21 protein-coding genes and 1 pseudogene are annotated in these 26,466 nt (G+C 71.6%); 16 read left to right on the top strand and 6 right to left on the bottom strand.

Annotated elements, in window-relative coordinates:
- Nucleotides 1-57 precede the first annotated feature (57 nt).
- Nucleotides 58-174, bottom strand: a pseudogene (locus ACTMS0_RS17955) (cupin); the annotation flags it as partial.
- Between the two features lie 117 nt (nucleotides 175-291).
- On the opposite strand from ACTMS0_RS17955, the gene ACTMS0_RS17950 reads away from it, so the two are divergent.
- Complete coding sequence (locus ACTMS0_RS17950; protein ID WP_441156358.1) at nucleotides 292-954, top strand: lytic polysaccharide monooxygenase; 663 nt, start codon at nucleotides 292-294, stop codon at nucleotides 952-954.
- A 139-nt stretch (nucleotides 955-1,093) separates the two neighbouring features.
- Here the strand turns inward: ACTMS0_RS17950 and ACTMS0_RS17945 are convergent, their stop codons facing one another.
- From ACTMS0_RS17945 to ACTMS0_RS17935, 3 genes are read right to left on the bottom strand one after another with little or no spacing between them, the layout of a single operon-like run.
- A complete protein-coding gene (locus ACTMS0_RS17945) occupies nucleotides 1,094-1,474 on the bottom strand; it encodes a RidA family protein (RefSeq protein ID WP_441156357.1) in 381 nt (126 codons plus the stop codon).
- 2 nt (nucleotides 1,475-1,476) lie between these two features.
- Complete coding sequence (locus tag ACTMS0_RS17940; RefSeq protein WP_441156356.1) at nucleotides 1,477-2,775, bottom strand: amidohydrolase/deacetylase family metallohydrolase; 1,299 nt, start codon at nucleotides 2,773-2,775, stop codon at nucleotides 1,477-1,479.
- Nucleotides 2,772-4,058: a transcriptional regulator gene (locus ACTMS0_RS17935; protein ID WP_441156459.1), complete on the bottom strand. Its 1,287-nt coding sequence runs from the start codon at nucleotides 4,056-4,058 to the stop codon at nucleotides 2,772-2,774. The genes ACTMS0_RS17940 and ACTMS0_RS17935 overlap by 4 nt, the downstream gene beginning before the upstream one ends.
- Before the next feature lie 173 nt (nucleotides 4,059-4,231).
- Here ACTMS0_RS17935 and ACTMS0_RS17930 point away from each other — a divergent pair, with 173 nt between their 5' ends.
- The 5 genes from ACTMS0_RS17930 to ACTMS0_RS17910 all read left to right on the top strand — a co-directional run bounded on the left by ACTMS0_RS17930 (nucleotide 4,232) and on the right by ACTMS0_RS17910 (nucleotide 10,268).
- Nucleotides 4,232-5,464 carry an alanine racemase gene (locus ACTMS0_RS17930; RefSeq protein ID WP_441156355.1) on the top strand — a complete coding sequence of 411 codons (1,233 nt, stop codon included), beginning with the start codon at nucleotides 4,232-4,234 and terminating at the stop codon, nucleotides 5,462-5,464.
- A gap of 97 nt (nucleotides 5,465-5,561) precedes the next feature.
- The gene (locus tag ACTMS0_RS17925) at nucleotides 5,562-6,863 is read left to right on the top strand and encodes an extracellular solute-binding protein (protein WP_441156354.1); all 1,302 of its coding nucleotides are present in this window, start codon (nucleotides 5,562-5,564) and stop codon (nucleotides 6,861-6,863) included.
- A 5-nt stretch (nucleotides 6,864-6,868) separates the two neighbouring features.
- Nucleotides 6,869-7,813 (top strand): carbohydrate ABC transporter permease, encoded by a 945-nt coding sequence (locus ACTMS0_RS17920; protein ID WP_441156353.1) that lies wholly within the window; start codon nucleotides 6,869-6,871, stop codon nucleotides 7,811-7,813.
- A complete protein-coding gene (locus tag ACTMS0_RS17915) occupies nucleotides 7,810-8,658 on the top strand; it encodes a carbohydrate ABC transporter permease (protein WP_441156352.1) in 849 nt (282 codons plus the stop codon). Before ACTMS0_RS17920 ends, ACTMS0_RS17915 begins: the two co-directional genes overlap by 4 nt.
- Complete coding sequence (locus tag ACTMS0_RS17910; RefSeq protein ID WP_441156351.1) at nucleotides 8,655-10,268, top strand: beta-N-acetylhexosaminidase; 1,614 nt, start codon at nucleotides 8,655-8,657, stop codon at nucleotides 10,266-10,268. The genes ACTMS0_RS17915 and ACTMS0_RS17910 overlap by 4 nt, the downstream gene beginning before the upstream one ends.
- 63 nt (nucleotides 10,269-10,331) lie before the next feature.
- Here ACTMS0_RS17910 and ACTMS0_RS17905 read toward each other — a convergent pair whose 3' ends face one another.
- Nucleotides 10,332-13,202 carry a M48 family metalloprotease gene (locus tag ACTMS0_RS17905; protein ID WP_441156350.1) on the bottom strand — a complete coding sequence of 957 codons (2,871 nt, stop codon included), beginning with the start codon at nucleotides 13,200-13,202 and terminating at the stop codon, nucleotides 10,332-10,334.
- Nucleotides 13,199-13,708 (bottom strand): hypothetical protein, encoded by a 510-nt coding sequence (locus ACTMS0_RS17900; RefSeq protein WP_441156349.1) that lies wholly within the window; start codon nucleotides 13,706-13,708, stop codon nucleotides 13,199-13,201. Before ACTMS0_RS17900 ends, ACTMS0_RS17905 begins: the two co-directional genes overlap by 4 nt.
- A gap of 291 nt (nucleotides 13,709-13,999) precedes the next feature.
- Between ACTMS0_RS17900 and ACTMS0_RS17895 the strand changes: the two genes are divergently transcribed.
- The 10 genes from ACTMS0_RS17895 (at nucleotide 14,000) to ACTMS0_RS17850 (ending at nucleotide 26,455) form a co-directional block, all read left to right on the top strand.
- Entirely contained in the window at nucleotides 14,000-14,428 is a 429-nt protein-coding gene (locus ACTMS0_RS17895) for a nuclear transport factor 2 family protein (protein ID WP_441156348.1), read from the top strand.
- A gap of 531 nt (nucleotides 14,429-14,959) precedes the next feature.
- Nucleotides 14,960-16,546: a beta-N-acetylhexosaminidase gene (locus ACTMS0_RS17890; RefSeq protein ID WP_441156347.1), complete on the top strand. Its 1,587-nt coding sequence runs from the start codon at nucleotides 14,960-14,962 to the stop codon at nucleotides 16,544-16,546.
- Between the two features lie 435 nt (nucleotides 16,547-16,981).
- Complete coding sequence (locus ACTMS0_RS17885; protein WP_441156346.1) at nucleotides 16,982-18,271, top strand: MFS transporter; 1,290 nt, start codon at nucleotides 16,982-16,984, stop codon at nucleotides 18,269-18,271.
- Nucleotides 18,272-18,544: 273 nt separating this feature from the next.
- Nucleotides 18,545-19,723, top strand: coding sequence for a condensation domain-containing protein (locus ACTMS0_RS17880; RefSeq protein ID WP_441156345.1), 1,179 nt, complete (start codon nucleotides 18,545-18,547; stop codon nucleotides 19,721-19,723).
- The gene (locus ACTMS0_RS17875; RefSeq protein WP_441156344.1) at nucleotides 19,720-21,048 is read left to right on the top strand and encodes an MFS transporter; all 1,329 of its coding nucleotides are present in this window, start codon (nucleotides 19,720-19,722) and stop codon (nucleotides 21,046-21,048) included. Before ACTMS0_RS17880 ends, ACTMS0_RS17875 begins: the two co-directional genes overlap by 4 nt.
- Nucleotides 21,041-22,132 carry a hypothetical protein gene (locus tag ACTMS0_RS17870; RefSeq protein ID WP_441156343.1) on the top strand — a complete coding sequence of 364 codons (1,092 nt, stop codon included), beginning with the start codon at nucleotides 21,041-21,043 and terminating at the stop codon, nucleotides 22,130-22,132. The genes ACTMS0_RS17875 and ACTMS0_RS17870 overlap by 8 nt, the downstream gene beginning before the upstream one ends.
- Nucleotides 22,110-22,340, top strand: coding sequence for a phosphopantetheine-binding protein (locus tag ACTMS0_RS17865; protein ID WP_441156342.1), 231 nt, complete (start codon nucleotides 22,110-22,112; stop codon nucleotides 22,338-22,340). The genes ACTMS0_RS17870 and ACTMS0_RS17865 overlap by 23 nt, the downstream gene beginning before the upstream one ends.
- Nucleotides 22,337-23,545, top strand: coding sequence for a cytochrome P450 (locus ACTMS0_RS17860; RefSeq protein ID WP_441156341.1), 1,209 nt, complete (start codon nucleotides 22,337-22,339; stop codon nucleotides 23,543-23,545). Before ACTMS0_RS17865 ends, ACTMS0_RS17860 begins: the two co-directional genes overlap by 4 nt.
- Nucleotides 23,542-24,894: an amino acid adenylation domain-containing protein gene (locus tag ACTMS0_RS17855; RefSeq protein WP_441156340.1), complete on the top strand. Its 1,353-nt coding sequence runs from the start codon at nucleotides 23,542-23,544 to the stop codon at nucleotides 24,892-24,894. The genes ACTMS0_RS17860 and ACTMS0_RS17855 overlap by 4 nt, the downstream gene beginning before the upstream one ends.
- A gap of 73 nt (nucleotides 24,895-24,967) precedes the next feature.
- Nucleotides 24,968-26,455: an aminotransferase class V-fold PLP-dependent enzyme gene (locus ACTMS0_RS17850; protein ID WP_441156339.1), complete on the top strand. Its 1,488-nt coding sequence runs from the start codon at nucleotides 24,968-24,970 to the stop codon at nucleotides 26,453-26,455.
- The last annotated feature ends 11 nt before the right edge of the window (nucleotides 26,456-26,466 follow it).

Below are 26,466 nucleotides of genomic sequence, written 5' to 3'. Positions count from 1 at the left end.
TTATGCACTGGTTGTCACAGGAATGCCGGATTCCACGTCGGACCGCCCTGCCAGCGGTTACTTCAGTTCGACCAGGCGCACCAGGTACGCGGTGCCGCCCACATTGGTGAGCATGTGGATGCTGCCCGGGTCGCGGTAGACCACGCCGCCGGTCGGCTCGTCCGCGTCAATCCGGACCTGCAAGGCGGGCGAATCTATCGACATCTCTCTATGGATGCGTTAATGTTAACAGTCTTAACCATATGGGCGGGGTGCGGCCACCGCGGCCCCCGTTGGAGAAAGGAACACACGGTGCGAAAACGAACCCTCCTGCCCCTGCTCAGCGTCGGTGCCGTCCTCGCGTCTCTGCTGGTGGCCTCACCAGCATCGGCGCACGGGTACGTGAACTCGCCGCTGAGCCGCCAGGCCCAGTGCGCCCAGACCAAGGCCGCCTGGTGCGGCCAGATCATGTGGGAGCCGCAGAGCGCCGAGGGCCCGAAGGGGCTCCGGAACTGCCACGGCTCCCGCTCGGACCTGGCCGTGCTCAGTGACGACAGCAAGCCCTGGCGGGTGCACTCCGTCGGCACCTCGCTCACGTTGACGTGGACGTTCACCGCGAAGCACCGAACCCAGGACTACGAGTACTACATCGGCGGCACCCGGGTCGGTCACTTCGCGAACGACGGGGCGCACACCATCAACCTGAGCCGCTTCTCCGGACGGCAGAAGCTCCTCGCCATCTGGAACATCGGTGACACGGCCAACGCCTTCTACTCCTGCATCGACCTGCAGATCGGTGGCGGCGGCAACAACCCGCCGCCACCGCCGGCCGGTGGCACCTGGGCGCCGAACACGACGTACTCGGTGGGCAGTGTGGTGACCTACGGTGGTTCCACCTACCGGTGCATCCAGAGCCACACCTCCCTGCCTGGCTGGGAGCCGCCGAACGTGCCGGTTCTCTGGCAGCGCGCCTGACAACAATCCGGTGGACCCGCACTCATCGAGCGCGGGTCCGCCCGCAGGATGTACCTCCCGGCTATCGGCAGGCCGAGATCGCCCAGGTGCGGACCCAGCGTCCGTCGCGCGGTGGGTTCGCGCGTCGGCAGCGGCGGAGTCAGGCGCCGGTGTACAGAATGGCGTCGACCTCGATGTCGAAGCCGTCCAGCGCGACCGGGAGCGTCGTGCGGACCGGCAGGTTCCGCTCGCCGAAAAACTCCACGTAGATCTTGTTCATCTCCGGGAAGTCGGCGAAGTCGCGCAGGTAGACCCCGACGCGGACAGCCTGGCTCAGGTCGGCGCCCGCAGCTTCCGCGACGCGAGCGAGGTTGGTGAACGCCGCCCGCGCCTGCTCGGCGAATGCGCCGCGCACCCACGCCCCGTCGGGCAGTACCGGGGTCGCGCCGGCCAGGTACACATGGTCACCGGCGACCACGGCCTGGGAGTACGGGCCCCCGGGTTGCGCGGCTTGGTCGGTGGCGATGACGCGCTTGGGCATGGTCAGCCTCTCTCATCCGTACCCGGACGCTCGTCCGGTCGTCGCGGAAACTGTTCGGCCAGCCCGTCGGGTCCGACCAGAGGCGTGCTGAACAGCGCACGCAGCGCATCGGCCCGGTCGTCCAGGGCGTGCCGCTGGGCGGTCGTGAGCGGGATCCACGGGCGCGGCGGCTCGGGCAGGCGCGGCGGCAGCAGACGTCCGGCCATGTACGTGGCATCGTTGACCAGCCGTTGCTTGCCGACGCGGCGCTGCCCGTGGGCATCGACCAGCTCGAACGGGCCCTCTTCCAGAGAGAACACGGCCAGGTCAGCGGGGGCTCCCGGGCTGAGCGTGCCCAGGCCGTCCGGCAGGTTGAGCGCCCGCGCCGGGCGGATGGTCGCCGCGGCCACCACCTCGTCGAGGGGTAGGCCGACCGCCAAGAGCTTCGCCATCGTCGTCGGCAGGTCGAACACTGGCCCGTACAGGCACCGCGCGTGCAGGTCCGACGATACGGTGTGCGGTGTCAGCCCCGACTCCAGTTGGGCTTCGAGCACGTCGAAGGCGAAGCCTCCGGAGCCGTGACCGAGATCGAACAGCACCCCCCTGGCGTACGCGTCGCGCATCGCCGGGCTGACCAACTCCGGTCCCGCGGCGATGGCACTGGCGCAGTGGGTGACGATGTCACCGGGGCGCAGGAGCGCGAGGACGTCGGCGACAGCCGGCGGGGACGCACCAATGTGGACCATCACCGGGACGTCGCACGCCTCGGCGGCCATGATGCCCCGGCGCAGCGGCTCGATCCCGTTCCGGCCCACGGTCTCCCGGTCGATGCGGACCTTGATCCCGGCCACCAGGTCCCGGTTGTCCCGCACCGTGGCGATGGCCAGGTCCACGTCGCAGTTGTCCAGGTGCCGGCTCTCGCCGGTGCGGCCGGTGAGCCCGAGTGCGGAGATGTTCAGCAGTACGGGCACCCGGACCTCCAGGCGGCGCAACGCGACCCGGAACGCGTCGAGCGAGTAGGCTCCCGCCGAGCCGGCGTCGACCCAGGTCGTGACGCCGGAGCGCCAGGCGACCGGATCCGGGTCGATGCCCCAGTAGGTGGCCTGGGCGGCCACGTGGGTGTGCAGGTCGATCAGGCCCGGGGTGACCACCTTGCCTCGTACGTCGACGAGCTGTCGGGCATCGTCGGCCGGCAGTGCCGGCCCGATCGCGGCGATTCGGCCGGCGCGGACCGCCACGTCGTACCGGCCGACGTGCCCGCCGCCGACATCGATGACGTGCCCGCCGGTGAGCAGCAGGTCGGCCCGTGCCGGAAGGCTCACCGGTGCGCTCCGCTGATGGCGAGCCGGTACAGGCGGGTCGGGCGACCCTTGCGGTTGACCTGCGCGCTGCCCTCCGGGACGACTAGGCCGTGCTCACTGAGCTTGCGGATCAGCCGGCGCCCGCTCGGGTCGGTGATCCCCAGTGAGGTGGCCAGGTCGCTGGGGGAGACGGACCTGCCGTTGAGGCTGCGCTCGATGGCGGTCAGCCGGGACAGGGTGGCGGGGCTGAGCCCGACGCTGCGGGCCAACTCCTCGATGTCGGCGCCGTGCTCGCGGTAGGTGAAGGACAACGGCGTGCCGGCCGGCCCCATCGGGCCGATGACCAGCCCGCTGTCCTCGATGAGGTAGGCGCCGGGCGCCACATCCTGCTCGGCGCGGGCGGCGGCCCGTTCGGCGAGGGTGACGCAGGTCCGCGCGGAGGCGCCGATGCCGAAGCCTGCGACGACGCGGACGCCGAGGGTCTCCTGCGCCTGCGCGAGCACGGGCAGGCTGGACCAGCTGTGCGTCACCGTTTCGAACAGGGCGCGGTGTGCGAAGACCACCACGCCGCGCCGGTCCCGGTCCTCGATCCAGCAGTCCGCGAACTCAGGGGTGTTGAGCAGCATGTTCATCAGGCCGACGCGGGCCCGGTCCAGGTCGGGGGAGGGGCTGGTGATGAGGAAGACCCCGGCGGCGAAGCGGAGCTCGTTTGCTTGCTTCGACTGGATTCGTAGGGCCAGTTCGTGCAGCTCGGCGCGGATGGTGGCGGGCCCCGGCAAGCCACTCAGCACCGGTACGCTGCCCGCGAACGCGTCCATGACGCCGGTGCGCACGCTGATGACGTACGCGCCGCCGGACGTGCGCAGTGCGTCGCGGTGAAACTCGACGATGTCCTCGATGCGCTGCTGTGGGTCGAACGGCAGGCAGGAGATCTGGCTTCGGTCCAGATCGAGCGCGTAGGCCACCTCGTCGATGGTTTCCCGATCGAAGGTGTCGATGCTGACCGGGGTGGCGGGCCAGCCCTCGGCGAGGGCGCGGCACCAGGCGAGGGCCAGGTCGAGCCCGGCGGACCGGAGGACGGTGACCGGAAGGTCGGCGGGAAGCACGTCGCGGGCCCGGGCGTACGGCACCGGCCCGAGCAGCAACCCGTCGACGTTCCGGCGGTCCAGCAGGTCACTTACCCGGTCGCCGATCTCGCCCTCGCGCTCGTAGGTCACCCACTCCAACGTCACCCCGGCCAGGGTGCGGGCCGCAGCCTCAAACCGGCTGCGGTGGCTCGCGTGGATCACGAGTCCGATCACCATCGCCACGGGCCTTGCTCCTCAAATACGATCAGGTTCGGAAGTAGCTCGCTGAAGCTCGTTCCAAGAGTGCGGCCTCGCGCCGCGATGGTCAAGCGTCCCGCGTCGCAATGATCACGTCCGGCCCGTCGCGATGATCACTCGCCGGCCACCGACACCGACAGGAAGGCAGCCAGATGAGCGTCGAGGGACAGATCGACTGGCGTACAAAGGGCTTCTGGTGGCCGGGACCGGCGGTGGACGCCGCCGACTTCGTCGCGGCCGGCCACCACCTGTTCAGCGCGGCCTTCACCTGGCCCACTCTCGTCGTGCGGCGCACCGCGATCGAGCACAACATCCGGACCCTCGCCGACTTCTGCGCCCGGCACGGGCTCGCGTTCGCGCCGCACGTGAAGACCACCATGGCGCCCTCGCTCATCGCGGCCCAGGTGGCGGCCGGTGCCTGGGGTGTCACGGTGGCCACCGCCAGTCAGGCGCTCGCCGTCCGCGCGATGGGTCTGCCGCGCGTCGTCCTGGCCAGCCAGGTGCTCGACCCGGCCCCGCTGCGCTGGGCGGCCGGCGAGGCGGAACACGGCTTCGATTTCCTCTTCCAGGTCGACTCGACCAGTGGCGTGGCGATCGCCGCCGACGCCTTGCGCACGGCTCCCGGCGACCGGCCGCTACGGGTGCTGGTCGAACTGGGATACCCGGGTGGGCGTACCGGGTGCCGCACCCTCGCCGAACTGGCCGAAGTCGCCGCCGCGGTCGATGCCGCGCCCCGGCTGGACCTGGCCGGGGTGGCCGCCTACGAGGGTGGACTGCCCGAACCCGCCCAGGCCGCCGCGTTCCTCGACCGGGTCCGGGCGGCCACCCGGGATCTCGGGGAGCGCGGCCTGTTGCCGGCGGAGGTGGTGGTCGCCGCGGGCGGCAGCGCGTACTTCGACATCGTCGCCGAGCGGCTCGCCGACCAGTGGTTGCCCGGGCATCGCCTGACGACGGTCCTGCGCAGCGGGGCGTACGTCTCGCATGACGACGGCTTCTACCGGCTGCGCACCCCGTTCCGCCGCCTGCCGGACGAGGGCTTCCTCGATGCCGCGATCGAGGTGTGGGCCCAGGTGCTGTCCACACCGGAGGCTGGCCTGGTTATCGTCGGCATGGGCAGGCGGGACGTCCCGTGCGACGAAGGACTACCGGAACCGGCCTGGGTTCGACGGCCGGACGGGACGGTGGTGCCCGCGCACGGCCTTCGGGTGACCAGGGTCAACGACCACCACGGATTCGTCGCGACCGAGGGCGTGACGCCGGTGCGTCCCGGCGACCTCATCGGCTTCGGCATCTCCCATCCGTGCACCGCCTTCGACAAGTGGCGGGCGATCCCGGTCGTTGACGACGACCGGGTCGTTGTCGATGTGCTGCAGACCTATTTCTGAATCCCTGAGGTCTTGACTACCGGCTGACGGCGGGCCCACGCTATGACCCTGCTACTACGAACTACTTCCGAACCTGGCCCGTTTTCAAGGAGCCGCAATGAACGTTCGATGGGCGAATGCAGTTGCCGTGGTGGTGGCCGGTCTCCTGGTCGTCGGGTGCGCGCCCTCCACCGCGCCCTCTTCGAGTGGCGGTGACGACAAGACCACCGGGACCCTGCGGGTCTGGCTGTTCGACGAACCCAATCGCGCACCGAAGGAAAAAGTGATCAACGAGGTGATCACCGAGTTCACCGCCGCGCGCCCGGACGTGACCGTCGATGTCCAGTACATCGCGGTACAGACTCGCAGCGAGCGGTTCAGGGGCGCGTTCAACGACCCGGCGAGCGCACCGGACGTGGTGGAGTTCGGCAACACAGACCTGCCCGAGTACGTGGCGGCCGGCGGGCTCGCCGACCTCGGTGCCGATGTCGACGGCTGGGCCGAGGGCAAGGATCTCGGCACGGATCTGCGAGCCAGTGCGACGATCGACGGCAAGCTCTACGGCGTCCCCTGGTACGTGGGGGTGCGTGCCCTCTACTACCGGACCGACGTCTTCGCCGAGCTCGGCCTGGCCCCGCCGACCTCGCAGGAACAACTGGTCGCCGCGGCCCGGAAGATCCGTGCTGCGAAACCGGACCTGTTCGGCCTCGCGGTCGGTGGCAAGTACACCTTCGGCGCCCTGCCGTTCATCTGGGACGCCGGAGGTGACGTCGCGACCAAGTCCGGCGACCACTACACCGCCGCGATCAACTCCCCGCAGTCCCGTGCGGGAATCAAGGCGTACACCGACCTGATCAAGCCGGACAACTGCCCGCCGCAGCAGTGCGCGGACCTCACCGGCGGCAAGACCGTCGAGCTGTTCGCCAGCGGCAAGGCCGCGATGGCCATCCTCGGCAACTTCAACCGCACCGCCGTCGCGGCCGGCGCGGCCGGCGCGGCCAACGGAAAGTACGCCGTGCTGCCGCTGCCCGGGACGAAGCCCGGTTCGATCGCCCCCGCCTTCGCCGGCGGCAACAACCTCGGCATCATGAAGAACACCCAGCGCCGTACGCTCGCCGCCGACTTCCTGACGTTGCTCGCGAGCAAGAAGTACCAGCAGCAGATGTACGACGCGATGGGCAACCTGCCGACGCTCACCTCGGCCCGTACCGAGCTGGCCGGCAAGGAGCCGTTCCTCAAGCCGTTCCTCGACACCATCGCGGCCGGTACCCGCTTCGTACCGCTGCACCCGGGCTGGGGCAAGATCGACGCGCAGGCGGTGATCCCCACGATGCTGGAGAAGATCGTCACCGGTCAGGCGACCATCGAGCAGGCGACCGACGAAGCGGCGACCGCGATCAACGCCGCCCTCGCACCATGAGTACGGTGTCAACAGCGCTGGCGGACCCGCAGTCGCGGGTCCGCCCCGCCACCGCGGACCGCCGCACCCGCCTCAGATGGGGCCGGCACACCCCGCTATGGCTGCTCATCCCGGCCGCCGCCGTACTGCTGCCGCTGTTCGCCTATCCGATCTACCAACTCGGTCTGCTGTCCGTACTGGACTTCCGGCAGGCACAGGTCAGTGGCGGCGAGCCGACCCGGTTCGTCGGCTTCGACAACTACCTGACGTTGCTGCGGGATGGGAAGTTCTGGTCCGTCCTGCTGGCCACCGTCGGGTTCGCCGCCGCCTGCGTGGCCGCGACGCTGGCCGTCGGCGCCGCACTGGCCGTCCTGCTGACCCGGGTCAGCCGCTGGCCCGGGTACGCCCTGTCATTCGCCGCGATGGCGGCCTGGGCCGCGCCGGCGATCACCGGCTCCACGGTCTGGATGTTCCTGTTCGACGCCAACCTGGGCCTGGTCAACCAGGTGCTCGGGCTCGACGGGTACAACTGGACCTACGACCGGTACAGCACCTTCGCGCTGGTCGGCGCGGTCGTGGTGTGGCACTCGTTCCCGTTCGTCATGGTCACGCTGTACGCGGGAATCCGCGCCATCCCCGGCCAGGTGCTCGAGGCGGCGGCGCTGGACGGGGCCAGCCACTGGCGATCGTTCTGGCAGATCGTGGTGCCGATGATCCGCCCGCTGCTGGTCATCGTGGTCATCCAGTCGATCATTTGGGACTTCAAGGTCTTCACCCAGATCTACGTGATGACCAGCGGGGGCGGCATCGCCGGGCAGAACCTCACCCTCAACGTGTACGCGTACCAGCAGGCGTTCGCCGCCTCCGAGTACGGCCTGGGCTCGGCGATCGGCGTGGTCATGATGCTCATCCTGCTCCTGGTCACGCTGCTCTATCTGCGGGCGCTGCGTCGCGGGGGAGAGCCGCTGTGACGACCACATCGTGGTGGCGGCGAGCCGCCGACCTGACCGCCGCTGTCGTCGCACTGGTCACCGTGTTCCCGATCTACTGGATGCTGCTCTCCGCGCTGAAGCCGGCAGGGGAGATCCAGTCGCTGTCGCAGAAGCCGTGGACGCTCGCTCCGACGCTGGACAACTTTCGGCGGGTGCTGGGTGCGGAGGGCTTCGCCCGGTACCTCGTCAACAGCCTCCTGGTCGCTCTGGTCGTGGTGGCGCTGTCCGGGCTGGTGGCGTTCCTCGCCGCGGTGGCGCTCACCCGGTTCCGGTTCCGCTTCCGCGGCACGATCCTGGTCATGTTCCTGGTGGCGCAGATGGTGCCGATCGAGGCGTTGACGATCCCGCTGTTCTTCCTGATCCGGGATGTCGGCGCCGTCGTACCGCAGGTGGGACTCAACACGCTCGGCTCGCTCGTGCTGGTGCACCTGGCGTTCACGCTGCCGTTCGCGGTCTGGATGCTGCGCGGCTTCGTCGCGGCCATCCCGGAGGAGTTGGAGGAGGCCGCCATGCTCGACGGTGCCAGCCGCCGCACCGTGCTGTGGCGGATCCTCTTCCCGCTCGTCGCGCCGGGACTTGCCGCCACCAGCGTCTTCTCCTTCATTGTTGCCTGGAACGACTTCCTGTTCGCGCGGACGTTCATCATCAGCGCGACCGACAACCAGACCCTGCCCATGGCGCTGCTGGTGTTCTTCAAGCCGGATGAGAACGACTGGGGTGGCATCATGGCCGCGTCGGTGCTCATGACGATCCCGGTACTCGTCTTCTTCATCCTGGTGCGGAAGCGGCTGGTGTCCGGCCTCGGCGGGGCGGTGAAAGATTGATCATTCCCCGGCCCTCAAGCATCGAACGAAGGCCCGGCACATTCCGGATCGACGCGGGCACCGGTCTGGCCGCACCACCCGAACTCAACCAGGTCGTGGCCGGGCTGCGCGCCACGCTCGGCCCACCGACCGGTTGCTGGCTGCCGCCGCAGGCCGACGCTGCCGTACGGTTGCGGCTCGACCCGGTGCTTCCCGGTGAGGGGTACCGGCTGAGCGTGACACCGGACGGGTTGGATCTCGCCGGTGGTTCACCGGCCGGTGTCTTCTACGGCGCGCAGACCCTCCGGCAGCTCCTGCCACCGTCGGCGCTGCGACGCGCCCGGGTTGGCGACGGGCCGTGGGAGCTGCCCTGCGTCGACATCACCGACACACCCCGGTTCGCCTGGCGGGGCTGCCTGCTCGACGTCGCGCGGCACTTCCTGCCCAAGGCCGACGTGCTGCGCTTCGTGGATCTGCTCGCGCTGCACAAGTTCAACGTGCTGCACCTGCATCTGACCGACGACCAGGGCTGGCGGCTGGCCTGCGACAAGTATCCGCGCCTGACCGAGGTCGGCGCCTGGCGCGCGGAGAGCATGCGCGGTTCCCGCCAGCACGGCACATACGACGCTCGCCCGCACGGAGGCTTCTACACCCCGGACGACATCCGGGAGATCGTCGCCTACGCGGCCGACCGTCACGTCACCGTAGTACCGGAGGTCGACCTGCCCGGGCACACGCAGGCCGCGATCGCGGCGTACCCGTGGCTGGGCAACGGTGCCGAGGAGCTACCGGTCTGGACGGGATGGGGCTGCTCGACCCACGTCCTCAACGTGTCCGACGTGGCCCTGCGATTCTGCCGAGACGTCCTCGACGAGGTGTGCGAGCTGTTCCCCAGCCGGTACATCAGCATCGGCGGCGACGAGTGCCCGAAGGACGAGTGGCGGGCCAGCGCTCAGGCGCAGGCCCGGATGCGGGAGTGGGGACTGCCCGACGAGGACGCGCTGCAGAGCTGGTTCGTCGGGCAGCTCGCCGCGCACCTGGCCGGTCGGGGACGCCGGGTCTACGGCTGGGACGAGATCATGGAGGGTGGCGCCCCGGCCGGCGCGACGGTCGCCGCCTGGCGCGGACCGCATACGGCCGCACTCGCCGCGCGTGCCGGGCTGGACGTCGTGGCCTGCCCGGACATGTGGGCGTACCTCGACTATCGACAGTCCGAGCAGGCGGACGAGCCGATCCCGGTCGGCACCGTGCTGTCGACGATGGACGTCTACGGGTTCGAGCCAGTACCGGACGGGCTGAACCCGACCGAGGCGGCTCGGGTGATCGGCGCGCAATGCAACGTGTGGACCGAGCACATGGACTCCGCCCGGGTGGTGGACTACATGGCCTTTCCCCGGTTGTGCGCGTTCGCGGAGGTGGCCTGGGGCCCCCGCGAACGGGATCCCGCCGACTTCCGCGGCCGGCTGGGTGCGCACCTCGCGCGGCTGGACGCGCTGGGTGTCGAGTACCGCCCGGAGTCGGGGCCACGGCCCTGGCAGACCCGCCCGGACGCCAAGGGGTGGCCGCGTACCGCCTCCGACCGGCGGGCCCAGCTCGCCGCGCTGACCGCGAACCTGCGACCCCATCGGTGAACCGGAGCCCCGGCGCCGGCGGCCGGTTGGGGCGCCGACGTGCGGCGCGGACAACCCAGGGGGCTATCGGGATGGCGTGGCGGCCGGGACGGAGGCGGGCGGCGTCGATAGGGCGGCCACGGTGTGGGTCACCGCCTGGCGGAGCAGGTGGTCGTCCAGCGGCCCCATGACAGCGGTCATCTGCACGCTGACCAGGTTGTGCCCGACGCGGACCAGGATGTACGCCGAGGTTCCGGTCAGCGACATTCCGGAACTGGTGGCGGACATCCGCAGGTCGGCCCGCCAGGACTGCTCGCCGAGGCCCGGCGCCGCGCCTGGCGCCACGTCGATGGCGATCGGCAGCTCGCTCCGGGTGACCAAGCGGGGGCACGCCGCGCGTGCTGCCTCGGCCCGGTCGAGCACCGACGCGGGGACCGGCTCGGCGTACGAGGTGACCCCGACCTCGAGGCTGGTGGAGGCCAGTGGCACGGGGCCCGGTCGGGTTTCGTAGCGGACCACCGTGTCGACCCGTTCGCGCGGCTTGAGCGCGTCCAGGAAGTGGTTACGGACGAACGGCAGGCAGCTGTCGGGGGTGATCGGGTTCTCCGGCGCCTTGCTCCACGGTTTCGGCAGCCAGTGGGCCGGCAGGGTCGGCTCGACCGCCCGGGCCGCCGCGTCGGCGTCCGCCTTCGTCAGGGCCCGGCCCGGGTCGGCGCCCTGGCCGGGCCGCGGCGGCTGCGGGGTGGGCGGGCCGCCGGCCGGCGACGGCGATTCGGTCCCGGCGGATGCCGCGGCGTACCTGGCGGTGCCGGGGGCGCGCAGCAGTGCGGCGGCGGGCCCACTCGCCAGCAGCGCCAGCGCGAGCGCGACGCTGGCGGCGCCGAGCGGCGCCGCCCACCTCCGCGCGGCCCGCGCCGGACCTCCGGCCGGAACCTCCGCCGGCGGAGTGGGTGTGGTCGCGGGTCTCCGGCCTCGGACGGCGGCCACCGCGGCTAGCACCGGGGTGGTCAGCACCGCCAGGTACAGCAGCCATACCAGCGGGGCGACGGTGTGCGCCCGGAACCGCCACAGGTCCGGTGGATAGCCGGCGACCAGCGACTGGAGGTAGAGCGCGACACCGACCGCCGCCGTCGTCGTCCAGGCGGCGACGATCGCGGTCGGGATCGTGTGCCGGCCGCGTCGCACACCGAGCGCGACGAGGACCGCCCAGCCGGCCAGTGCAGCCGCCCACTGCCCGTCCTGCAGCACCGCCATCAGCTCGGGGATCGTGGGATCGGGGTGCCGGGCGGTGTGCCTTGCCGCCACCGTGCCGGCGGCGAGCGCCGCGGCGGCGGCTGCCAGCGCCGGCACCCGCCACCAGTCGCGCCCCGCTCCCCGGCGAAGCAGCAGCGTGAGGGCCAGCGGGACGAGCGCCGACAGCGACCACCACGCGGTCGGTACGAAGAAGACGAACCAGTCGTGGATGTGCCTGCGGGGGGAGTGGGTCGCCTGTGCGGCGACCGGCACCGCCCAGACGACGGGGGCGACGACGGCAGCGACGGCGAGGTAGGTCATCGCGCGTCGCGCGCGGTCGCGCGTCCCGCCCGACGGGGCCGCCTCGGCGAGCAGCCGTCCGACGAGGACGCAGAGCGCGGTGAGGGCGGTGCCCGCAGCGGCGGTCACGGCGGCGTAGCTCGCCGCGGTGCCAGGGTCGGTGGTGCCGCCGGGGAAGGCGACCGCGTCGGGCAACGAGATGACCGGCAGCAGGAACGCCCCGGCGACGAAGCCAACAGCCGCCCCCGCCACCGGCCGCCACCAGACCCCGGCACGGTCGGCGCGGCGGGCGGCGACGGCACGCCGGACCATCGCCGGCGTGAGACCGAGTCCGAACAGCAGGCCGGCGACGACGGCCGCCGGGCCCGACGCGTCACGGGTCGTGTCCAGCGCGTGGGCGACGCCGCTCGCGGCGCCCATCGCGGTCACGGTGACGACGGCGCTGACCATGGCGTGGGTGAAGCCGCCGTCGAAGGCAGCCGCCGGCGCCTCCAGCGCCGCGATCCGCGCCGCGGGATCGGGGTGGCGGCCCAGGGCGCGGCGCAGAAGACGACGAGGCCCGGCCCGTCCCGGAGTGGCCGGCGCCCGGGCAAGCAGGGCGGCGAGCGGGGCGGGGTCGGCGACGAGCCGGTCGGCGGCATGCTCGCGTAGCCGCAGCAGCGCTGCCGCGAGCAGCGCGATCGCCGTGACCAGGATCAGCGACCGGAGCAGCGCCGGCGTGACGGCCGGCCAGTTGTCCTCGGGGCGCAGGGCCGCCACCGCCAGCACGGCCGGGAGCACCACCCACGGCAGCCCGCGCACGGTCGAGACCCAGGCCACGTCACGGGCCCGTACGTGCGCCAGCTCGTGCCGGACGACCGGGTCGAAGCGGGCCGGGTCGGCGTGTGCTGCCGCCACCGCCGCCGGCAGCACGACCAACGGCCGCCCGCCCGGCCGGACGGTGGTGAACGCTTCGCGCACCGGCGGACCGGCTACCAGCAGCCGGGGCCGGCGCCGGCCGGTGAGCCCGGCCTCGGCGCAGAGCGTGGCGAAGCGCTCCCTCGCGGCCGGCAGCGCGACCCGGTGCCGGCGGAGCCGGGCGGCATCGACCAGCGGTACCAGCACCAGTAGCACGGCGAGACCGGCCAGCAGCAGCGCGGCGCCGGCGAGCATCGCCCAGCCGCGCACCCGGGTCGGGTCCCGAATGCAGGCCAGGAAGGCGTCTACCGTTGCGAGGTCGCGGTCCGGCCGGGTGAACGGGTAGCCGGGGAAGTCCCGGTCGCACCGGGTGAGGGCGACGGCGTACCCGACGGCGAGCGGCCGGTAGGCGTGGAACCACAGGTCGCCGACCATCGCGCCGAAGCTGGCCGTCAACGCGGCGACCAGCACGTACAGCCAGGCGAGTGTCGCCGGGTCGGCCCGCTCCGTCGACGGCGGCGTCATCGCGCCCCGGCGTCGACGTGCAGGGCGCCCACCACGGCGTCGGCGAGGACCGTGGCCCGCTCGGTGTCGAGGCCCAGCGCGGTGGCGTGCCGGCGGCAGGCGTCCCGCAGCCGGCGCGCCTGCTCAGCGGTGAGCGCCAACCGCGGCGGCTGGCCGGCGTCGCCGGGCTCGACGACCCGGACCGCCACCGGCGGCTCGGATCGCCGGCGCCGCCACCAGCGGCGGCCGAGCAGAGCACCACCGAGGACGAGCACCTCGGCGACGGCCTGTCCGGCCGCCTGGAGGGCGACCTCGGTGACGAGGACCGTCTCCACGCCGAACCCGACCGAACGTCCCGGCGCGGACCAGTGGCCCGGCTCGGGCCGTCTCCGCCAAGCGGCGGCGACCGGATCGAAGACGGCCAGTTCCTCGGGGGCGAGGCGGGCGACCGCAACCCTGGCGACGGCGACTGCGACGTCGACGGCGGCCGGCGGCGCGGGATCCGTTCGCTCGATACGGTCGGTCACGGGAACCACCCTTCGCCGGGTCGACCGGCTCGTCACTACGTCACCCAAGTCAACACGCCCCAGTCAAGGACTTCGATCACTATCCCGACAGGGCCGGCGCTCGCCGGTGCGGCTGTCACCAGGAACAATCCTTGCCCAGACGAGTAAGAGCTGCGGCCCCGCCACGACGCCGGCGGTGCGCGGTCCGCCGGGAGGGCATCCGCGACGTACCGCGCCCGGCGGCTCCCGCCGGTGGTAGCGTCCGTTGCGCAGGCCAACACGCAGACCTCCGTGCGGACGGAAGGTTGAGCTATGGACGAGACCGTGGCACGGGCGATGATCAAAGCCCACTTCGAGGCCTCCAACGTCAGCGCACCCGGCGGCGGGCCGGGCGACGACATCGCCCGCGCTTCCGATATCTACGCCGACGACGCGGTGCTGGAGTGGCCCCAGGGCGGCGAGCGCATCCGCGGCAAGGCCAACATCACCGCCTTCAGGTCCAGCTACCCCGCCCGACAGGAGTTCCAGCTGCACCGGACCATCGGCTGCGGGGATCTGTGGGTCAACGAGTACACCATCCGGTACGACGACCGGCTCGTGATGGCCGTCGGGATCATGGAGTTCCGCGACGGCAAGGTCGTCCGCGAGCGCATCTACTTCGGGGAGCCCTGGGAGCCGCCGGCCTGGCGGGCACAGTGGGTCGAGCGGATGGAACCGGAGGCCACCCAACCATCCGCATGATCACCGGCGCCCGCCGCCGATGCCGAAACGCCGCGAAGCGACCTCCCCGGTCTACCTTCTCGTTCCTTCCGTCGCGAAGCTTGTCGAAACCTGCGAGACGGGTGCTGCCGGTCGTACACCGTCGGCCCACCGGTGAGCAGGTTCGATCGATGACGCCCGACAACCCCTCGTCACTGCGGGCGAGGTCTTGACTGTCGATCGTGTTTCAGACCGTGCCGACGGTGACTGGTGGTACGCGCAGGCGTCGACGATGGCACAGGAAGCCGACGACGCGTAGTTCACCACGTTCGTGTTCGCCCGCATGGCCCAGCGGGCTGCCGAGGGCCGCCGATCATCCATGAAGGAGCGGGCAGCCACGGGGCAGCCGCCGTGAGGGTGCCGGCCGCCCGATTCCGCGGGCTTATGCGCCCCGGCCTCCCGATGGACGTCGGAATCCATCACTGTAAGGAAGGTTTACAGCCGACATGCGACCCGGGTAGCGTGCGGATCGGATCGATCGCCACCGATGACGACGAAAGCCTGGAGGTATTCGTGCGTCGACGAAACACCATGACGCGGCTGCTGACCATAGCCGCACTCGGACTGCCGTTCGTCCTCCCGGGAGCCCCGGCCGTCGCCGCCCCGGCCCGGCAGCTGAGCGATGTGGTCCCCGCACCGGTCGAGACCCGCCCCGACGCCCGGGGCGCGTTCACGCTCGGCCCGCAGACCGTCATCCGCACGTCGCCCGGCTCGGTCGCCGCCTGGCGGGTGGGGCGGCAACTCGCCGAGACACTGCGCCCCGCGACCGGGTACCCGCTGCCGGTGCTGCCGGTCCGCTCGACACCGCTGCCCGAGATCGCCCTGGTCATGGGGAGTGCGGACGGACGCGTCGGCCAGGAGGGGTACCAGCTCGACGTCACCCGCCGGGCCGTGACGATCCGGGCGAACACCGCGGCCGGGCTGTTCGCCGGCACGCAGACGCTGCGCCTGCTGCTGCCCGCCCAGATCGAGGCGTCCGAACGGCAGCGGGTCACCTGGACGGTGCCCGGCGGGCGGATCGTGGACTACCCGCGCTTCCCGTACCGGGGGGCGATGCTCGACCTGGCTCGGCACTTCCACACGGTCGACGAGATCACCGCGTACGTGGACCTGCTCAGCCAGTACAAAATCAACTACCTGCACCTCCATCTGACCGACGACCAGGGATGGCGGATCCAGATCGACTCCTGGCCAAGGCTCGCCACGGTCGGCGGCGGTCCAGGCACCGGCGTCGACGGCGCCGGACCCGGGTTCCTCACCAAGGCCGACTACAAGACCGTGGTCGCCTACGCCGCCGAGCGGCACATCACGGTCGTTCCCGAAATCGACATGCCAGGGCACACCAACGCCGCCCAGTCCACCTACGCCGAGCTCAACTGCGACGGGGTCGCGCCGCCGCCGCGTACCGACATGGCGGTCGGCTACAGCTCCCTGTGCATCGACGACGAACTGACCTACCGGTTCGTCGAGGACGTCATCCGAGAGGTCGCCGAGATCACGCCCGGGCCGTTCCTGCACATCGGCGGCGACGAGGCGCACGCGACCACGGACGAGGACTACCGCACCTTCATGGAGCGCGTGCTGCCGCTCGTCGCGAAGTACGGCAAGCGCGCCTCGGGCTGGAACGAGATCATGCAGGTCGACCCGCCGACCGACGTCGCGGCCCAGTTCTGGGGGACCGGGACGACCAACGCCGATCTGGCCGAGGCCGCCGCCCGGGGCAACAAGGTGGTCATGTCACCAGCGAGCAAGTCCTACCTCGACATGAAGTACGACGCGACCACCCGCCTGGGCCTGCAGTGGGCCGGCTACATCGAGGTGCGCGACGCGTACGGCTGGGATCCGGCACACCGCGTGACCGGCGTCGGCGAAGACGCCATCCTCGGCGTCGAGGCGCCGCTGTGGTCGGAGACGCTACGCAGCCTGGACGACATCGAGTACATGGCCTTCCCGCGCCTGCCCGCGATCGCCGAACTCGGCTGGTCGACGGCGGCCAGCCACGACTGGGAGTCGTTCCGGACGCGACTGGGGGCGCAGGCGCCGCGGTGGCGCCTGCAGGAGGTCGACTTCTACCCCTCTCCGCAGGTGCCGTGGTCGTGACCGGTGAGCCGCGGGTCCGGGCCGACGTGGCCCGGACCCGCCCCGGCGTCCTTGCCTTCTTCCGCACCCCGGAGCCGGCGTTCGCCGGCTCCGGGCCCAAGACATGGGTCAGCCCGTTTGGGCGGCGGCTTCCGCCTCGGAGTTCTCGATGCCCAGGTTTGGCGTACGCGACGGGTTCGCGTACTCCCACGCCTTGGCGATCTTGCCGCTGTCGATGTCGACCTTGGGAAGATGTACACGTTGCGGTAGACGGCCCACGGGACGCGGTGCGCCAAGGACTTCCCCTCGGCGCCGCCCTGCCGGCCGCCTGAGCCCCACCCGAACGGCCCCGAACGGCCCCGAACGCCTGGTCCCGGCCCGGAGGGTGCCGGGGCGGATACGGTCTGGACCGAGCGCCGTGCTGGCAGCCGGTGGTGGGCAGGACGGGGGTGCGGGGTGACCGAGCGCGCCGCGACGTACTCCGAGGTGTTCGCGGTGCGCGAGTACCGCTACCTGTTCGCGGCGTACCTGCTGTCCCTGGCAGGTGACCAGCTCACGGCCGTGACGGTGGCGTACCTCGTCTACACCGGTACCGGCTCGGCCGCGCTGGCGGCGGCCGCCTACGCCAGTTCCTACCTGGCCTGGCTCACGGGCGGGCCGCTGCTGTCTGGCCTTGCCGACCGGTTTCCGCGGCGGCGGATCCTGGTCGTGTGCGACCTTGCTCGCGCGGCGCTCATCCCGGCGGCGGCGCTGCCGGGCCTCGCCGCGCCTGCCCTGGTGGTGTTGCTCTTTACGGTCAACCTGTTGCGGCCGCCGTTCGTGGCCGCGCGGGCGGCGTTGATGCCCGAGGTGCTCGACGGTGACCGTTACGCGGTGGCGAACGGCGTGGACAACATCTGCGCCCAGGTCGTGCAGGTGGTCGGCTTCGCCGTCGGGGGGAGTCTGGTGGCGTTGCTGTCGCTGCGCGGTGCGCTGCTGGTGGACGCCGGCACGTTCATGGTCTCCGCGCTTCTGATCATGATCGGCGTCGGTGCCCGCCCTGCGCCCCGCCCGCCGCTGAGTCCGGCCCGCCCAGGCCGGGCTGCCGGCCTGCGGGTGATCTGCACCGATCCCCGGTTGCGTGCCTACGTGGTCGTCCTGTGGACGGCCAGCGCTTTCACCTATGCCGCCGAGGGGCTGATGGCGCCGCTGGCCCGCCAGTACGGCGGCGGCGCCGGCACCGTCGGGCTGTTGCTGGCGGCGGCGCCGTTGGGGATGGCCCTCGGTGGGGTGGCCCTCACCCGGCTCTGTCCGCCGGCGGCCCGGGCGCAACTGATCCTGCCCCTGGCCGCTCTGTCCGCCGGGGTGCTGGCGGCGGTCTGGCTCGTTCCTCCACTGTGGCTGGTGCTCCTGCTGCTGGTGCTGGCCGGCGCTGCGAGTGCCTTCGCCATCCCGCTGAACGCGTTGTTCGGCCGGGCCGTGCCGACGGAGTACCGGGGACGCGCGTTCGGGGTGGCCATCACTGGTCTGAGCGGGCTCCAGGGGACGGCGATGGTCATGGCGGGTCTGGCCGCGGACCGTTGGCCGGCCACCACGGTGATCGGATTCAGCGGACTGTCGGGAGCGGTGGCGGTCCTCGCTCTCGCACCGCTGTGGCCACGGCGGCGTGCCCAGGCCCCGGTGACGTTCGAGGTCCCGATCGAACAACCTCGAACGACCTCGACCGCCGATAGCCCTACCGCTGAAGCGAGCGGCCGCCGACGCTGAGATGACCGGGCGGGCACGGGGCCGCCCCCGTAAGGGGAGAGGAGAAACGCATGCGCAGCGTCCGCAAGCGTGGCGTCAGCTGGACCTGAACATGAAGCTCCATCACATCGGCGACGCGCCTCCGGATCCAACCACATAGCCGGGGGAGTCGGCGGCTCTGACGAGAGGAGGTGTGGGCGATGCGGAAGGGCGACTGCGCCAACTGAGAACACGCGAACCACGGTGGGTGGTCACCGCAAGGTGACCACCCACCCCTGCGAAGCCGGAGGATTCATGCGGATTCAGGGCACCTACCCGCTCACCATGGGCCAGCTCTCCATGTGGAACGCCCTCGCCGTGCGCCCACCAGAGCAGCTGTGGGAGTCCAATCAGGACATAGTGTGGCCGATACCGGCCGGGACCACGGTGGAGCAGGTGCGGCGCGCTCTCACCGCGCTGGCGGTGCGGCACGAGTCGCTTCGCACCGTCTACCGCCCGGCGGATGAGCTCGGCGGTGTTCGGCAGCTGGTCCTGCGCGACCCGCTCGTGCAGTTCACCGAAGGGTCCGTGCGGGAGCCGTTCGACCTGGCCGCCCAGCCGGCGTGGCGGGCCTGGGTGCGTGCTCCCGACGACGGGTCACCGCAGGTAAACCTGGTGATCCACCACATCGCGGCCGATGGTGCCGCGGTGCGGATCCTGGAGTCCGACTTTCACAGCTTGCTGCGCGGTGACCCCCTCGACGACGCCCCCGCACCACGCGAGGTGGCCGAACGCCAGCGCAGTGACGCGTTCCGGGCCAGGTTGACCGCGGCCGGCGAGTACCGCCGGCGGACCGCCGAGGCGGCACCGCGGGTACCGGTGACCCAGGGTCCTCTGGTGCGGGCTCGCGCGCACACCGGTATCCCGTACGGCATGGCCCGCCGCGCGGCACAGGGCCTGCAGGTCACCCTGCCCAACCTGCTGCTCGCGGTCTACGCGCAGGCGCTGGCCGCGACCACCGGCGTGGCGGATCAGCTGCTGTGGCAGTTGGCCGCGAACCGGCTGGATCCAGCGGTGCGGCGCCTGGTGTCGTCGATGACCCAGTGGGTGCCCTTGCTGGTCCCCGGCGATCCCGATGGAGGGCTGCCTCCGGTGGCCCGCGAGGTCAACGTCGCGGCGTTGCGCGCCATGCAGCACGGGGTGTACGACCCGTTCGCCGTGACACCGCAGGACTTCGACCATGGCAGCTACTTCACGTTCATCCCGGCGCCGGTCGACGCCGATCCGGTGCCGTCCGAGGTGGTACCCGGGAGCTTCGAGTGGCTCCCGGCCCGCGCATACAGCGGGGCCAGCTTCTACCTGGTGGCCTGGGTGTACCCGCACGTCCAGCTCACCCTGCGCGTGATGCGCAGCGGGTACGGTCGCGCCGACGTGGAACGCTTCCTGACCGCCATGACGGACCTCCTGCTGCGCGCGGTCAAGGACACGGCATGAGCGGAAACCTGTGGCGACATCGTGACTTCATGGTGTTGTGGTCGGGCCGGACCCTCAGCGAGGTCGGTGATGCCGTCTCGCTGCTGGCCATCCCGCTGTTGGCGGTCACCGTCCTGGACGCCTCCGCCGCGGAGGTCGGCATCCTCAGCGCCACCCGGATGGTCGCCTACCTGTTCCTCTCCCTGCCCGCCGGAGTGTGGGTGGACCGGATGCGCAAACGTCGGGTCATGGTGGCCTGTCACCTCGTGCGGGCCGGGCTGGTGGCCACCGTCGCCGCCGGCGCCTGGGCCGGCTGGGTCACGATGGCGCACCTGTGGATCGTGGCGTTGCTGTCCAGTGTCTGCACCGTGCTGTACGAAACGGCGCACCAGAGCTTCCTGCCGTCGGTCGTCGCCGGGAACCAGCTACTCGACGCCAACGGCAAGCTGGCGACCACGTACTCGGTCTCGCAGATCGCCGGGTACAGCGCGGGCGGCGCGTTGGTGTCGGCGCTGGGCGTGGCGCGTACCGTGGGCGTCGACGCGCTCGCCTACCTGGTCAACGCGGTCTCCCTCATGCTGATCCGCCGTCCGGAGGACCCACCGGCTGTGACGCGGCGGCGGGACTTCCGCCGCGAGCTGGCCGCCGGACTGTCCTTCGTGTTCCGCCACCCGATCATGCCCAGGTTGGTGGCAGCCTCGGCGTCGCTCAACATGTTCAGTCAGATGATCTTCGCGCTGGCGATCCTGTACCTGGTGCGCGACCTACGCCTGAGCGAGCACATGGTCGGTGTGGTGTTGGCGCTGACCACGCTGGGCGGGATCGGCGGCGGCCTGCTGTCCGCGCGGCTGGCGCGCCTGGTGGGCACGGCCCGGATCATCTGGATCGCTCCGCTGGGACTCGGCTGGACGGTGCTGCTCGTACCGGCCGCCCAGCCCGGTTGGGGTGCGCTCGCCTACACGGCCGGCATGGCGGGCCTGGGAGCCCTGTTCGCCATCTACAACGCGGCGGCAGTCAGCTACCGGCAACGGGTCTGCCCGCCGGACCTGCTGGGGCGGATGACGGCCTCGGTCCGGTGGGTGATCTTCGGGGTGATGCCGGTGGGGGCCCTGGCCGGCGGGCTGCTGGGCAGTTGGCTGGGGGTACGGCCGACGCTGTGGATTGCGGCCGCCGGAGTGTGGGCGTCCAGCCTGCTGCTCTACTTCTCGCCCCTCCGGCTCGGGCGTGACCTGCCGGAGGACGCCACCGCGCCGGACGACGCGCAGCCGACGGAGATTTCGGCGCCGCGCGGGCCGGTGCCCATCGACATGGCCGGGAAGGCCACGGGAGGAGGACGACGTGGATGACCAGCCGTTCGGGCAGCGCATCCTGTCCTGGGCGGGCGGGCCGGCGGACGCCGACCGGTTCGTCGCGCTGGGTGGGATCCGGCTGCCGGTGGAGCCCGACCATGCTGCGCTGCGGCGAGCCCTCGATGCGGCCGTCGCCCGGCACCCCGTACTGGGGGAGGGGCCGGTCCCGCTGCGTACGGTCGATGACGTGTGGGCGGCGGCCGCCGCGGGCCGGTACCCGCCCGACGCGCGGTGCCTGCTCTGGGCCTACCTGGCCGGTCCCGAGTTGCTGCTCGTCGCGCACCACACCGTGTCCGACCCGTGGTCGATGCGGCTGCTGCTCCGCGAGGTGCTGAGGCCGAGGACCGGCCGGGCACCCTCCTACCACGACAGCGTGTCCACTCACGCTCCCGGACGGGTGGCCCGGTCCGTGCCGTTCTGGCACCGGATGCTCGCCGACGTGCCAGCCCTGGCCCCGGGTACGGGTGGCGAGGCCGGCACGGCCGAGATCAGGACGTCGAGCGGCATCACCCAGGAGCAGGCGGCAGCGGTCGCCCGGACCATGCGCAGCACGCCGTTCGTCGTCCTGCTCACCGCGTTCGCGCGTGCCCTCGGTCCGCTGTGCCACGGCGAGGCCGTCATTCCGGTGTTGACCCATGGCCGGCAGCGGTCCGACTGGGACACCGTGGGGCTGTACATGAACGTGCTACCGGTGCGGCTCGGCACGCCGGCGGTGGGCCCGGTACACCGCGCGTTCGCCGAGGCGTACGCGCACGAGATCCCGTTTCCGGTGCTGCTGGACGCGGTGCCGCAGGCCGATGCGCTGTTCGCCCACGGCGGACCGAGTCTGGCCCAGTTCGAGGTCATCCAGGTGCCGGACGGCGCCGGGATCGAGCCGCTGACGATCCCTCCCGGACTCGGGCTGGGCGGGCCGGTGCTGCCCGTCAACGGGCTGGCGTTCTGGCTTGAGCCGGGTGCGGGCGGCGGCTACACCGCCTGCCTGCGGTACCGCCGCTCGTACCGGGAGGCCGAGATGCGTGCCCTGGTGACTCGGTTTATCGACAGATGGGAGGGGATCCATGCCGACGCGAACCGAGCTTGAGTCGATGATGACCCGGCTGTGGAGCGAGAAGCTGAACATCACGCCGGTCGGCGTAGAGGACAACTTCTTCGCCCTCGGCGGCGACTCGCTGCTGGCCGCCGACCTGCTGATGGACATCTACGAGCGGCTCGGTGTCGAGGTCGACGCCGCCGTGCTGTTCCTCAAGCCGACCATCGCCGAGTTGGTCGATGAGGTACTCGCCGCATGAGAACCCCGCCGTGTGGCCACATCCGACCCCCGGGCGGGGTCGAACTCGCCGACCCCGCCCTTTACGGCACCTGCGATCCGCATGCGGTGTGGCGGATGCTGCGCCGGTGGGGACCCGTCCGCTGGCAGCCGGTCGAGGGCACGTTGGGCTTCTGGGCGGTCACCCGCTACGCCGACGCCAGAACCGTCCTGACCGACCATGCCAGGTTCACCTCCACCGGTGGCGTGATGCTCAACATGCTCGGCCGGCCGGAGCCGGCGCAGAACCAGCAGTTCGCGGCGACCGACCCGCCGCGGCACGGCCTCATCCGCGGGCCGCTGCAACGCCAGATGACCACGCGCGCGGTGGCACGGCACGCGCCGGCCATCCGTTCCTTCGTACGGTCGATACTCCGCCCCACCAGCGGCGTCTTCGACTTCGCCGAGCTCACCTCCGCCCTGCCGCTGGCCTTCCTGGGGCCGCTGATGGGCGTCCCGGCCGCGGACTGGCCCGCCCTGGCCCGGTGGGTGTCCATGTCGGTGGCCGAGCACGATCCGGACGTCATGCTGCCGGACGGGCCGTCCGCGACCCTCGACCGCGGGCACCGGGAGCTGTTCGCGTACCTGCTCAACCTGGTGCTCGAGCACCGGCGGCGCCCGCGCGGGGACCTGGTGGACGTCCTGGGGTCCATGCCGCTGCGCCCGGGCGCGGTCGTGGCCAACTGCTACAGCCTGCTCCTCGGCGGCAGCGCCGCCATCCCGCACGTGCCCCGCGCGGCCCTGGCCGAGCTGATCCGCCGCGGACGTTACGAGGACTGGGCCCGGCGACCCGAGCGGGTCGACCGCGCGGTGGAGGAGGCGCTGCGGTTCACCTCGCCGGCCGGGCACTTCATGCGGTTGGCGACGCGGGACACCACCCTCGGCGGGGTACGGATCGCGGCGGGCGACGCCGTCGTGGTGTGGCTCGGGTCGGCGAACCGTGACGAGACCATCTTTCCCGGTGCCAACACGCTGGACATGGACCGCCACCCGAACCGGCATCTGGCCTTCGGGGACGGGCGGCACTACTGCCTGGGGGCGGCCGTCGCCAGGCTGACGTTGCGCATCTTCTTCGAGGAACTGTTCGCCACCTTCGCGTCCTTCGAGCCTGCCGGCGAGGTCGAGCGCGTGCGGTCGACCTGGCTGGGCGGAATCAAGCGGATGCCGGTCGTGGGGAGGCGGCGTTGATCCCCGATGCACTGGCCGCTCAGCTGCGCTCCCGCCGGGAGGCGCTGGCCGTGGTGGATCCCGAGCAGGCCCTGACGTACGCGGACCTGGACGGTTTGAGCGGCGCGGTCGCGGCCTATCTCGAACAGCGGGGAGTGGCCGTCGGGGAGCCGGTGATCGTGCACACCCGGCTGTCGCGCTGGGCCATCGTGGCCATGCTCGGCGTACTGCGGGCGGGAGCGCGGTATGTCCCGATCGACGCGGCCTTCCCGGTGACCCGCCGGGAACTGATGGCCGCGGGCAGCGGTGCGCGCGTCGCACTGACCGAGAGGCTGCTGGCGTCGCTGCGCCCGGCCCCCTCCCACTGGCGGGACGGGCCCGACGCCTACACGATGTTCACCAGCGGCTCGACCGGCGTGCCGAAGGCCGTCACCGTGTCGCGGGCGGCGCTGAGCTACTCGACCGGCGCCCGGCTGGAGTACTACGGTCTCCCGCCGGAGCGGTTCCTGCTGTGCTCGTCGATTTCGTTCGACAGTTCCGTGGTGGGCATCTACTGGACGCTGTGCACCGGGGGCACACTGGTAATCCCAAGCGACCGGCCGTTCGACGTGAGGGCGCTGGTCCGGGCCGGCGCCGCGCACCGGCCCACCCATACGCTGATGGTGCCGTCCTTGTACCGGCTGGTGTTGCGTTCGCCGGTGCGCAGCCTGACCACCGTGATCGTGGCCGGGGAGAGCTGCCCACCCGGCCTGGTCGACCTGCACTACGAGCGAACGCCGCACGCGGCGCTCTACAACGAGTACGGTCCCACCGAGTGCACGGTCTGGAGCACTGTGCACAGGTGCGCGGCGGGAGAGGACCCGGTACCCATCGGCCGTCCGATCCCCGGCACAACGATCTCGATCGACGACGGCGAGCTGTGCATCTCCTCACCCGGGGTGGTGTCCGGAGCGCCGGTGTACCGCACCGGCGACCGGGTCATCATGGGCACGGACGGCCTGCTCCGATACCACGGACGCATCGACGAGCAGCTCAAGATCGGCGGCATGCGGATCGAACCGGCCGAGATCGAACACGCCCTGATGTCCCACCCGGCGGTGCTCCTAGCCGGCGTCGCGGTCCCTTACCAGGGTGTCGCGTTCGTCGTCTCCGCCGAACCGGTGGATCAGAGAGCCTTGCGCGCGCACCTGCTGGACCGGCTGCCCGCCGTGGCCGTTCCCACCGTGTTCGAGCGGGTGGAGCGGTTGCCCACCCTACCCAACGGCAAACTCGACCGGCGCGCCCTGAGCCGGTCCGGCCGACCGGGACATGGCCACGATGGACCGCCCGGTGGCGCTTCCGCCTCCCGCCAGACTGCGACAGCCACGTGACGCCGACGATATGCGATCTTCGAGGGGCGCGGGCCGACGGCTCAACCCACCGACCGGGTTGGCCGCACCCCACATGACAACCGAGAAGCACACGTCCGCAGCACAGGCCGGCGTACGTATCGCGGCGACCGCCGCGTACGCGAGCACCGCCCGGATCGACGAGCTGCGCGCCACCGAGTATCGGCACCTCGACCGCGACGGCCAGGTATACCTCGACTACGCGGGGGCCGGGGTGGCCGCACGGGCACAGATCGTCGCCCACCACGGCCGGTTGGTCTCGGGCCTGTACAGCAATCCGCACTCGGAGAACCACACCTCCGAGGCGGCCGGTTCACTGGTCGAGTCGGCCCGGCGCGCGGTGCTCGACTTCTTCCGCGCCGACCCAAGCGAGTACGTCGTCATCTTCACCCCGAACGCCAGTGGCGCCTGCCGCCTCGTGGGCGAGGCGTACGGCTTCGGCCGCGGCTGCCCGCTCGTGCTGACCTGGGACAACCACAACTCCGTCAACGGCATCCGGGAGTACGCCCGCGCCGCCCGCGCGCCGGTCCGCTACGTGCCGCTGGCCGGGCCCGAGCTGCGGGTCGCCGAATCTGACGTGATCGCCGCGCTGGCCGCCGGCCGAAGGGGGCTGGCTGACCGTCTCCGGTGGCGCAGGTCCGGCACCCTGGGGCTTTTCGCATACCCGGCACAGAGCAACTTCACCGGGGTGCAGCATCCGCTGGGGTGGGTGGACCTGGCCCAGCAGCACGGGTACGACGTGCTGCTCGACGCCGCCGCATTCGCCCCGACGAACCGGCTGGACCTGAGCGTCGTCCGGCCGGATTTCGTCTGCCTGAGCTGGTACAAGCTCTTCGGCTACCCCACCGGCGTGGGGGCGCTGCTCGCCCGGCGCGACGCGCTGACCCGGCTGCGCCGCCCCTGGTTCGCGGGTGGCACCATCCGGGCGGTCAGCGTCCAGGGCGACTGGCACCAGCCGATGGAGGACGAGTCGGGGTTCGAGGACGGCACGCTCAACTTCCTCAGCATCCCCGATGTGGAGTTCGGGCTGGGCTGGCTCGACTCGATCGGCGTCGACCTCGTCCACACCCGGGTCGGCCTGCTCACCGGGTGGCTGCTGGAGCAGCTGACCGCGTTGCGGCACCGGAACGGCCGGCCGCTGGTCCGGGTCTACGGGCCGCCGACGGGCGATGCTCGAGGTGGCACCGTGGCGTTCAACTTCCGCTACCCGGACGGCTCGCTCGTTGACGAGCGGCTCGTCGCGCTCGAATCGTCGGCGGCCGGCTTCGCCCTCCGTACGGGATGCTTCTGCAACCCGGGCGCGGCCGAGGCCGCCTTCGGGATCAGCCGGGACTCCCTGCGCCGTACGCTCCTCGCGCACGCCGAGACGATCGACCAGCACCTCGCCACGCTGCGGCTGCCGACCGGCGGGGCGGTACGCGTCTCCTTCGGTCTGGCCTCGACCGCGACCGACGCGGAACGCTTCCTGGCCTTCGCCGAGTCGACCTACCTGGACCGAAACGGCCCCGCCGCCGTCCGGCTGGCACCACGGATACGCTGCTGACGAGGCGACCA

This window comes from Micromonospora sp. H33 (assembly GCF_052068455.1).
Taxonomy (GTDB): domain Bacteria; phylum Actinomycetota; class Actinomycetes; order Mycobacteriales; family Micromonosporaceae; genus Micromonospora.
The sequence above is the reverse complement of the archived record's forward strand: the minus strand, read 5'-3'. Positions and strand labels throughout refer to the sequence as shown.